8 protein-coding genes, 1 pseudogene and 1 riboswitch are annotated in these 10,762 nt (G+C 27.7%); all 9 genes and pseudogenes read right to left on the reverse strand.

What is annotated here, in order from left to right; genetic code table 11:
* Positions 1–7 precede the first annotated feature (7 nt).
* The 9 genes and pseudogenes from ribH to JWF52_RS16545 all read right to left on the reverse strand — a co-directional run bounded on the left by ribH (position 8) and on the right by JWF52_RS16545 (position 10,455).
* Positions 8–475, reverse strand: a complete 468-nt coding sequence (gene ribH / locus JWF52_RS16510; RefSeq protein WP_208334614.1) for a 6,7-dimethyl-8-ribityllumazine synthase — start codon at positions 473–475, stop codon at positions 8–10.
* A 30-nt stretch (positions 476–505) separates the two neighbouring features.
* Complete coding sequence (locus JWF52_RS16515) at positions 506–1,705, reverse strand: bifunctional 3,4-dihydroxy-2-butanone-4-phosphate synthase/GTP cyclohydrolase II (RefSeq protein ID WP_208334615.1); 1,200 nt, start codon at positions 1,703–1,705, stop codon at positions 506–508.
* A 21-nt stretch (positions 1,706–1,726) separates the two neighbouring features.
* Positions 1,727–2,386, reverse strand: a complete 660-nt coding sequence (locus tag JWF52_RS16520; protein ID WP_208334616.1) for a riboflavin synthase — start codon at positions 2,384–2,386, stop codon at positions 1,727–1,729.
* 16 nt (positions 2,387–2,402) lie between these two features.
* Positions 2,403–3,485: a bifunctional diaminohydroxyphosphoribosylaminopyrimidine deaminase/5-amino-6-(5-phosphoribosylamino)uracil reductase RibD gene (gene ribD, locus JWF52_RS16525; RefSeq protein WP_208334617.1), complete on the reverse strand. Its 1,083-nt coding sequence runs from the start codon at positions 3,483–3,485 to the stop codon at positions 2,403–2,405.
* A 356-nt stretch (positions 3,486–3,841) separates the two neighbouring features.
* A riboswitch (FMN riboswitch) is annotated at positions 3,842–3,958 on the reverse strand.
* Between the two features lie 60 nt (positions 3,959–4,018).
* Positions 4,019–5,320 carry a DUF4830 domain-containing protein gene (locus tag JWF52_RS16530; RefSeq protein WP_208334618.1) on the reverse strand — a complete coding sequence of 434 codons (1,302 nt, stop codon included), beginning with the start codon at positions 5,318–5,320 and terminating at the stop codon, positions 4,019–4,021.
* Between the two features lie 141 nt (positions 5,321–5,461).
* Positions 5,462–6,088, reverse strand: coding sequence for a sugar O-acetyltransferase (locus JWF52_RS19480; protein WP_286184237.1), 627 nt, complete (start codon positions 6,086–6,088; stop codon positions 5,462–5,464).
* A pseudogene (locus tag JWF52_RS16535) lies at positions 6,080–7,738 on the reverse strand (glycoside hydrolase family 13 protein); the annotation flags it as partial. The gene JWF52_RS19480 and the pseudogene JWF52_RS16535, both read right to left, overlap by 9 nt.
* 27 nt (positions 7,739–7,765) lie before the next feature.
* Positions 7,766–9,406: a glycoside hydrolase family 13 protein gene (locus JWF52_RS16540; protein ID WP_208334620.1), complete on the reverse strand. Its 1,641-nt coding sequence runs from the start codon at positions 9,404–9,406 to the stop codon at positions 7,766–7,768.
* A 26-nt stretch (positions 9,407–9,432) separates the two neighbouring features.
* On the reverse strand, positions 9,433–10,455 hold the full coding sequence (locus JWF52_RS16545; protein ID WP_208334621.1) for a LacI family DNA-binding transcriptional regulator: 1,023 nt from the start codon (positions 10,453–10,455) through the stop codon (positions 9,433–9,435).
* Between the last annotated feature and the right edge of the window lie 307 nt (positions 10,456–10,762).

A 10,762-nucleotide genomic window follows, 5' to 3' on the forward strand; every position in this document is an offset into this window, starting at 1 on the left:
TTTTTATTTACTTAGCTAAATTTTTTAAAAGATTAGCCATTTCTATAGCACTAACCGCAGCATCATATCCTTTATTGCCAGCTTTAGTTCCAGCTCTTTCAATTGCCTGCTCTATTGAGTCCGTAGTTAATACTCCAAATATAACTGGTATTTCTGTATTTAATGATACTGAAGCAATCCCTTTAGATGACTCTGCACAAACATAATCAAAGTGTGGTGTTGACCCTTTAATAACTGCTCCTAAGCAAATTACTGCATCGTATTTATTACTTTTGGCCATCTTTTTTGCTACCAGAGGTATTTCAAATGCACCTGGTACCCAAGCTACTTCTATATTTTCTTCCTCAAGTCCATGTCTTTTCAATCCATCTAATGCTCCACCTAATAATTTTGAAACTATAAATTCATTAAATCTACCTACTACTATACCTATCCTTATTCCTTTTGCTACTAAATTTCCTTCTATTATTTTCATCCTTTTTCTCCTTTTATGTATATTTTAAGTTTAATAATTTAACATATGTCCTAATTTATCTTTTTTAGTATTTAGATAAAATTCATTTACTTCGTTATGATTCATCTGTATAGGTAATCTATCTACTATTTCAATATTAAAAGATGATAATTCTTCAATTTTTCTTGGGTTGTTAGTTAATAATTTAATTTTTTGTACTCCTAAGTTTTTGAAAATTTGTGCTGCACTTGAATATTCTCTCATATCCGCTTTAAATCCTAACTTTATATTAGCTTCTACTGTATCAAGGCCTTGATCTTGAAGTGCATAAGCTTTCAATTTATTTATTAAGCCTATTCCTCTTCCTTCTTGCCTCATATATAATAATATACCTCTTCCTTCTTCAGCTATTTTTTTCATTGCTGCATCATACTGTTGCCCACAATCACATCTTTTAGATCCTAGCATATCACCAGTTAGACACTCAGAATGTACTCTCGCTAGTACTGGATTACCATCTTCTATGTTACCTTTAACTAAAGCTACATGATGCTCTTTATTAATTTTATTTACAAATCCATATATCTTAAAGTCACCATATTTTGTAGGCATTTTTGTTTCTACTGCTCTTTCAATAATTATTTCAGTTTGTTTTCTGTACTCTACTAGGTCTTTTATTGTTATTATTTTTAAATTATGATGTTTTGCAAATTCCATTAAATCCGGTGTTCTAGCCATAGTTCCATCATCTTTAATAATTTCACAAATAACCCCTCCAGGCTTTAATCCTGCAAGTTTTGATAAATCTATAGCTGCTTCAGTATGACCATTTCTTTCAAGTACTCCTGCCTTTTTAGCTATTAATGGAAACATATGCCCCGGTCTTCTAAAATCTTTCGATGTTGATTTATTATCTAAAATTTTTTGTATTGTTAAAGCTCTTTCATATGCTGAAATACCTGTTGTAGTTTCTATATAATCAATACTTGCTGTAAATGCAGTTTCATGATTATCAGTATTATTTTGTACCATATGATATATCTCTAGCTCTTTTAATCTATCTTCTTCCATTGGCATACATATAAGGCCTCTACCATACTTTGCCATAAAATTTATAGATTCTGGAGTTACTTTTTCTGCTGCCATTAGTAAATCTCCTTCATTTTCCCTATCAGGATCATCTACTACTATTACCATCTTCCCATTTTTAATATCTTCAATGGCCTCTTTTATATTATTAAATTTAAACATTTTAAACCTCCCTAGACTTTTTTATATATAAAATCCATTTTCTTTAAGAAAATCTATTGATATTATATCTTCTTTTGACTTTTGATTTTTAGGCGCTAACCCTAAAAGTTTTTCTACATACTTTCCAATTACATCACACTCAAGATTTACAGTTTCACCTATGTTCTTATTAAGTAATATAGTATTTTCTCCAGTATGTGGAATTATTGATACTTTAAATAAATTATCATCTACATAAGCTACTGTTAGGCTTATCCCATCTATTGATACTGACCCTTTGTAAACAATGTATTTTAATATATCTTCTTGCACTTTTATAGATAGCCATACAGCATTGTCATCTCTAGCCATTGATAATATTTGGCCTATTCCATCAATATGTCCACTTACTATATGACCACCTAGTCTATCCTCAAGTCTTAGAGCTCTTTCTAAATTTACTTTACTTCCTATTTTTAGTATCTCTAAATTACTTTTAATTAAAGTTTCGCTCATAACATCTGCTTCAAAATAATTAAAACTTGCATTTGCTACTGTAAGGCATACTCCATTAGTGCATATACTATCTCCTAACTTGGTATTTTCCAAAACTTTTTTAGCTTTAATAGTAAGTCTGCTTGATTTTTCTCCTTTTTTTATACCTACAATAGTTCCAATCTCCTCAACTATACCTGTAAACATTTTCCCCCCCACTTTCTTATAAATATCCTTCTATTAAAATATCTTCACTTAACATTTTTACGCTAATATCTCTAATTTGGTAAGCATCTTTTAATTTTTCTATTCCATTGCCTCCTATAGGAGTTTTAGATAATTTTCCTCCGATTAATTTTGGAGCTATATAAACCTGTAGTTTATCTACTATACCCTCTTTTATAGCTGAAAAGTTAAGCGTAGCTCCTCCTTCTAGAAGTATGCTATCTATATTTAACTGCCCTAATTTTTTCACCATGTCGTTTAAATCAACACTATTATCTTTTGACTCTGCTATTATAATTTCTACCCCTTTATTTTCTAGTTCTTTTACTATACTTTCTTTTGCCAATGAAGTAGTTATAATTATTGTTCTATTGTTATGAGCATCTTTTATAACTTTTGAATCCAGCGGAATTCTAAGATTACTATCTACTACTATTTTTATTGGAGTTTTTCCATTTTCTAATCTGCATGTTAGTTGTGGATTATCTTGAATTATTGTGTTTACACCTACTAAAATTCCCATTACTTCATTTCTTAACTTATGTACATTTTCTCTTGACTCATCAGAGCTTATCCATTTTGACTCTCCAGTTCTTGTTGATATTTTTCCATCTAAAGACATTGCTGATTTCATTATTACAAAAGGAATTTTTTTAACTATATACTTCATAAATACTTCATTTAGCTTTTTATTTTCATAATCTAAAATACCCGTTACTACTTCTACACCTGCATCAACAAGTTTTTTTACTCCTTTCCCAGATACTAATGGATTAGGATCTAGAGATGCTATAACAACCTTAGATATTTTAGTTTCTATTATTTTTTCTACGCAAGGAGGTGTCTTTCCATAATGAGAGCATGGTTCTAAAGTTACATACATAGTTGAACCTTCTAAATTTTCTTTAGCATTATTTATGGCATTTATTTCTGCATGATTATTTCCATATTCTTCATGGTATTCCTGAGCTATTATTTTATTATCTTTTACTATAACTGCTCCTACCATAGGATTTGGATTAACTTTTCCTTTTCCCTTTTTAGCTAATTCAAGTGCTAGATTCATATAAAATTTATCCATTTTATCCCCCTAAACTTATGTTTTAATATTTATATAAAAATCTACTTGGCTGATAACATAAAATATATAATTATTTGTAAAAACAAAAGCCCTAAGCTAATAACTTAGGGCTAGATAACATATTATAAACTTATACAATATATAATTATTTTTCAACTGATAAATAATTATTCTACGATACATTATTATTTGAATATTCGTAAAATTAATTATAGCTTTTAATTATCTTTTACTAGTTAATTAAGTAAAGTATAATTATGCTATATAAAAAGCTCTGAAATATATAAATATTTCAGAGCATAACAGTCAAATCAATATAATTATACTGCATAAAATTACAGTTTTATATCTTTTTATATCATCTTCTTTCATCCAGACTTTACTGTCGGCTTCGGAATTTCACCGAATCATGCCTTTTAAGGCTCGCGGGCTTTACCGCCGGTAGGGAATCTCACCCTGCCCTGAAGATTTATTAAGTTTTTATACTTACATAGTAATTGTTTTATTTATAATTGTCAACTTAAAATTTTAAATTAAAAACCTACAGAAATTACTTTATACGTCCCATTTTCATTTTTTCTCATTACAATTACCACATCGTATATACCTTTTTCTTGTATTATATTATTACTTTCTTTGATATTAATTTTCACTCTGAAATTCTTTAATTGTCCATTTTCTACATCATCTTCTTTTACCTCTAGCACTTCTGTTTCATTAGAATTCGCAAATAGTTCGTCTTCAAAGTTTATGTCATTAAATAAACGTTTATTATTCGGATATGTATCCATATAGTTTAATATTTTTCCTATATCTAAAGTAGATAAATGTGTAACTACATCTTTATTGTACATAGAATCATAATAGATTTTTATAAGTTCTTCATTACTTTTTTTAGACATTTCTTTATTTAATTTACTATTTTCATTTATGTGTTTTTTTATTATAAAGTCTTCTATATTATCACCTGTTATTTCTTTAAATGATTGTCTGTTTAAACTAGAAATTGCTCTGTTTAAGATGCCAGAATCTATATATGAACCTACAATATTACCATTATATCTAAGAATAACTGCTGTGGTATCTACTATTGGTTGCGTAAACTTTGGCATTTCTTCTAATAAATAATATACTTCTACTTCTATTTCTTTACCTAATAAATTTGAAAAATCCAAACCTATACTTTTAGAAAATTGCAGATTATATGCCCAATAAATTTCATCTATACCTTTCTCTGGTGCATATATCAAATCATTCGGAAGTAGATATTTATATTTATTTACTAAAAAACTTGGAGTCCAATTATACTTCTCAAATAACTGTTCTACATCTCTTGGGATGCTTGATTTCTTTGGCGAATACATCTCCACATTTGATATAAGTCTAAAAAAATCATACGGTAAATCTATCGTTTGCCCATTGTAATTTATATATCCTATTTCATATAAACTATCATAAGTATAATATATTTCTATATTTCCATTATCTAATATAAATACGAGTTTTTGATTATTGACACTGCCTCCACCCATATCTTTTGATTTATTTTTATGAGTGACACTTAGTAAATCTATAAAATCACTTATTATATCTTTGTCAGTAATGGTAACAGGTTTAATATTATCTAGATTTTCTTCGTGGTAATTATGGTATACTTGTATTTTTTTTGTATCTTTAAGTCTATTAACTAATTCTTTCTGAATTTTATTTGAAGATTGACTTAAAATTTTAGTATCTTGCTTAATATCTTTACTGTTATTAAAACATATAACTCCTCCACCTAAAATTAAAATACTTATAACTATTGATACTACTAATCTTTTGATTTTACTCATAGTAAAACTCCCTCATATATAATTTCTACTATAAATATATCATTTGTAGATATAAAATTAACTTTTTAGGATAATTTTGTAATATTATTGTAATATAAATAAAAAATGGATAGTGTAATCACCATCCATTTTCAAATAAAACTATATACTTCTATCTATTAATTTATTTTTATAATATCTTTTATTATCATCTTCAGTTATTTCTCTTATAATCTTAGCGGGATTACCTCCAACTATTACATTTTCAGGAATATCTTTTGTTATCACACTTCCTGATGCTACTACAACATTATCTCCTATATTGGCACCTGGATTAATTATAGAACCTCCACCTATCCATACGTTATCTCCTATACTTATAGCTTGTGCAAACTCAAGACCACTAATTCTAAATTCTGCATCTACTGGATGACCCGCTGCAAATATCTTTACATTTGGACCTATCATAACATTATCACCTATTTTTATAGTATTACAATCAAGCACCATTAGGTTATGATTTGAATAAAAGTTCTCCCCTATATGCATATTATATCCATAGTCACACATAAATGGCTGTTCCATAAATATATTTTTACCACTTGATCCAAATAAATATTTTATTATATCCATTCTTTCTTCAACTTTACTCGGTCTCATGTTATTAAAATCATATAAAGCTTCTTTAGCAAATTGTCTTTCATCAAATAATTCCTTATAAAATGCCAGATAAAGTTCTCCATCTAATAATCTTTCTTTTTCTCTTTTAGGATACTTTGCTTTATACATTCTACATTCCCAAGGCTTTAACTGTATCTTATTTACATCATCATGAACTTCAACTTCATAGTTTGATAATACTAAATCATTATATTTTAAAGTTATTTCATCGTGATAATATAAGGCTTCATTATCAGTTAAGTTACATATTATAACAAATTTATCATCATTTAGTACTCTCTCATATGCATATATTTGTTCGTCATGAATCATAAGTAAGTTATTTTTACCATATATTAAAGCTTCATTTTCTTTTCTTATTTTTATCATTTTCTTATAGAAATTAAGAATTGAATTTTCATCATTTTCTTGTTTTTTTACATTTATATCTTTATAATTTGGATTTACACCAAACCATGTTTTATCGGATTTACTAAATCCTGCATTTTTTAAATTATTCCATTGCATTGGAGTTCTTGAATTTTCTCTTGAAGACATCCAAACTTTTTTAAGTGCATTTTTTTCACTTATTCCATTTTCTAAATCATGATAGTACTCATTTTTGGTTCCAACATCATCATAATCATTTATACTATCAAAAGTAATATTTGTCATTCCTATTTCTTGACCTTGATATATAAATGGTGTTCCTTGTTGCATAAAGTATGACATACCTAAAGATTTAGCACTTTCTACTAAATAAGTACTATCATTTCCCCAATTTGATACTATTCTTGGTTGATCATGATTTTCTATAAAAAGGGCATTCCATCCTTTATTATATAGCGCTTCTTGCCATTTGCTCATTGCCTTTTTATATTTTCTTATGTTAAAGGATTTTTTGTTGTCATGATTCCAAAGTGATAAATGTTCAAATGAAAATACCATATTAAACTTACCATCTTTTTCTCCTACCCACTCACAGCAATCATTTATAGTTACTCCGTTAGCTTCTCCTACTGTCATTATATCGTATTTAGAAAATGTTTCATCTTTTAATTCTTGTAAATAATTTTGAATTCCAAATACATTCATATGCTTTTCAAAAGAAGGTACATATTTTAAATTATTAGGATTTGACATGTCATTAAACCCTTCTTCTTTTTTAATATGACTTATAGCGTCTATTCTAAATCCATCTATTCCTTTATCTAGCCACCAGTTTATCATTTTATATAATTCATACCTTACTTCTTTGTTTTCCCAGTTTAAATCTGGTTGCTTTTTACTAAATAAATGTAAGTAATACTGCCTACTTTCTTCGTTTTTTTCCCAAGCCGATCCTTTAAATATACCTTCCCAGTTATTTGGTTCTTTATCTTCTTTTCCATCTTTCCATATATACCAATCTCTCTTTGAATTATCTTTTGATGATTTTGACTCTATAAACCACTCATGTTCATCAGATGTATGATTGATAACTAAATCTATTATAAGTTTCATATCTCTTTTATGAACTTCATCTAGTAACTCGTCAAAATCATTCATAGTTCCGAATTCATCCATTATTTCATGATAATCACTTATATCATATCCGTTATCGTCATTTGGTGATTTATACATTGGACAAATCCATATTACATCTATACCTAAATCTTTTACATAATCAAGTTTTTGTATTATTCCTTGTAAATCCCCTATTCCATCATCGTTACTATCCATAAAACTTCTAGGATATATTTGGTATGCCACTGCTTCTTTCCACCATATCTTCTTCATCCTGTGTCCCCCCAAACTTTATAATTTTTACGAAAGTTTATATATTATAGCTTCATAAGCTCTTAAATTAATTTTTTCTATATTATTATTAGAATCTTTGTAGTTGCTTAATAAAATTTCACAATTTTTATAATCTATATTTTTATCTAGTATAAATTCTTCATTATCACCATAAAAGTTTGCTACTACTAATATTTTTTCATTGTTTAATTCTCTTATATAAGCAAAAATTGATTTATGATCTTTATATAAAAGTTCAAAATTCCCATATACAACAGTTTCTTCTTCTTTTCTTATTTGTATTAATCTTTTATAGTGATTAAATACAGAATTTTTATCTTCTATATTTTTCTTTGCATTTATATACTTATAATTTGGATTTACTTTTATCCAAGGTTTAGCTTTACTAAACCCTCCATTTTCACTGTCATCCCAGTGCATAGGAGTTCTTGCATTGTCCCTTCCTTTAACATATATAGACTTCATTATATCTTCTTCTTTGTATCCTTTAGATAAACGTTCTTTATACATATTCAAAAGTTCTATATCTCTATAATCATCTATACTATCAAATTTTACATTAGTCATTCCTAATTCTTCACCTTGATATATATATGGCGTTCCCATTTGCATATGAAGTATTGTAGCTAACATTTTAGCACTTAATTCTCTATATTCTTCACTATCATTTCCCCATCTTGATACTATACGTGGTAAATCATGATTGTTCCAGAATAAACTATTCCAGCCTTCATTTTTAAGTTCTGTTTGCCATTTATTAAATACTTCTTTTAATTTTATAAAATCAAGGGGTGCTAAATCCCACTTGCTTTTACCAGGTATTTCATCTAATCCTATATGTTCAAATTGAAATACCATGCTTAATTCTTTCCTAGATGGATTACTATACAATTTTGCAATTTCTGGAGTTACTCCCCATGTTTCTCCTACAGTCAACACATCTTTATTTCCAAATGTTTTATTATTCATTTCATGAATATATTCATGAAGTTTAGGGCCATTTCCCGTTATTTTTTTATCCGGCTGCTTTCCTACTAAATCTATAACATCTAATCTAAAACCTCCAACACCTTTATCTAACCAGAAATTTATCATGTCATATAATTCATTTCTCATATCCTCATTTTCCCAGTTTAAATCTGGCTGCTTTTTAGAGAATAAATGAAGGTAATATTGACCGCTTTTCTCATCAAGTTTCCACGCACTTCCGCTAAATATTGATTCTAAATCATTTGGTTCTTCACCATTAACGGGTTCTCTAAATATATAATAATCTCTGTATTTACTATTAGGATTTTCTATAGCTTCTATAAACCAACTATGTTCATCACTTGTATGGTTTAATACTAAATCCATTACTATTTTAATATTTCTAACTTTAGCTTCTTGTAAAAGATTCTCCAAATCTTTCATAGTTCCAAATTCATCCATTATATCCTTATAATTGCTTATATCATAACCATTATCATCATTTGGAGATTTATAAACTGGAGATAACCATATAACATCTATACCTAATTCTTTTAAATAATCCAGTTTTGATATTATACCTTTTAAATCACCTATACCATCATTATTACTATCACAAAAACTTCTTGGATATATTTGATAAACTACTGAGCTATGCCACCATTTTTTCTCTAACATGTTATTTCCCCCTTTATTATTGTTTATTAATCTTTATCTAATATACTACAAGACTCCCTTACAATTAATTCTGTATCTAGTATAATATGTTTATGACTTTGTTTTTTTTCTATTAAATCTTTTAATAGCTCTAAACTAATACTTGCCATAATTTCTTTAGGTTGCTTTATAGTCGTTATTGGAGGATTATAAAACTGACTTATTTCCATACCATCAAAACCTATTACAGATACATCTTTTCCAACTGTTTTATTACTGTCAACAATAGCTTTAGCACACCCTATTGCCATAGTATCTGATGCGGCAAATATAGCACTAACTTTTGGGTTATATTTAAGTAGTTTTTTAGTGGCTTCATAGGATATATCACTTCTATAGTGACCTTCTAATAAATTACTATCATTATAAGGTATACTATAATCCTCTAAGGCTTTCTTAAACCCTAGTAAACGTTCTTTATTTAAACCTTGGTCACTATAGTTATCCCCTACCATTAGGCAAATATTTTTATGACCATTTTTTATTAAAAATTCTGTTGCTTCATATGAAGCTTTTTTATTATCTATTGAAATATACGAATATCCTTTAGTGTATTCTTTATTATAATTATTTACTGATGTTAGTACTATTGGAACTTCAATATCTTCTATATAATCTTTATTTAGATCTAGAAATTCTCCTCCTAGGCAAATTACACCTTGTAACCGTTTGTCTTTTACAAAGCTTTTTAGTATATCTATATCTCTATATTTTTCAGAGTAATTTTGCTGAAGAATCATAGTGTAGCCTACATCATTTATTTTACAAGCTACCGTATTTATCATTTCCGAGAAGAATGGATTAAACATACCTTTAACTAATACACCTATATTTTTAGTATTATTTTGTTTTAAAACTCTAGCACTACTATTAGGTATATAATTGCTATCTCTAACTACTTGTAATACTTTTTCTCTAGTTGAGTCTTTAACATCTGGGTGGTTATTCAGTACTCTTGATACTGTACTAACTCCAACACCAGCTAATTTTGCAATATCTTTTATATTCATATTCACTCCTCTTTCTATCTTCAATCTTTATAAGTATAAGATCCCTTATATTTGCCAGTTTTAACTACTTTTTCCATAGGTTTTGGAGCTTCTTTAACTAAATCTTTATTAGATAATAAACAAATACACTAGCTAATAATATAGCTACTGATTTTTTAGATTTAACCATAATAGATTCCCTCTTTACTATAAATTATTTTTGGGAATCATTTTCGGTATCGTTTCCAATTTTAATTATATACGGTTGTGCATACGTTTGCAATGTTTTTATTATTTTTTAGATAATTTTAAGAATAAAAAATAGAGG

The organism is Clostridium sp. CCUG 7971 (assembly GCF_017590215.1).
Lineage (GTDB): Bacteria > Bacillota > Clostridia > Peptostreptococcales > Peptostreptococcaceae > Faecalimicrobium.

Coding starts and splice junctions, on each gene's coding strand:
- ribH (WP_208334614.1), bottom strand. CDS start 475: ATGAAAATAATAGAAGGAAATTTAGTAGCAAAAGGAATAAGGATAGGT.
- JWF52_RS16515 (WP_208334615.1), bottom strand. CDS start 1,705: ATGTTTAAATTTAATAATATAAAAGAGGCCATTGAAGATATTAAAAAT.
- JWF52_RS16520 (WP_208334616.1), bottom strand. CDS start 2,386: ATGTTTACAGGTATAGTTGAGGAGATTGGAACTATTGTAGGTATAAAA.
- ribD (WP_208334617.1), bottom strand. CDS start 3,485: ATGGATAAATTTTATATGAATCTAGCACTTGAATTAGCTAAAAAGGGA.
- JWF52_RS16530 (WP_208334618.1), bottom strand. CDS start 5,320: ATGAGTAAAATCAAAAGATTAGTAGTATCAATAGTTATAAGTATTTTA.
- JWF52_RS19480 (WP_286184237.1), bottom strand. CDS start 6,088: ATGTATAAAGCAAAGTATCCTAAAAGAGAAAAAGAAAGATTATTAGAT.
- JWF52_RS16540 (WP_208334620.1), bottom strand. CDS start 9,406: ATGTTAGAGAAAAAATGGTGGCATAGCTCAGTAGTTTATCAAATATAT.
- JWF52_RS16545 (WP_208334621.1), bottom strand. CDS start 10,455: ATGAATATAAAAGATATTGCAAAATTAGCTGGTGTTGGAGTTAGTACA.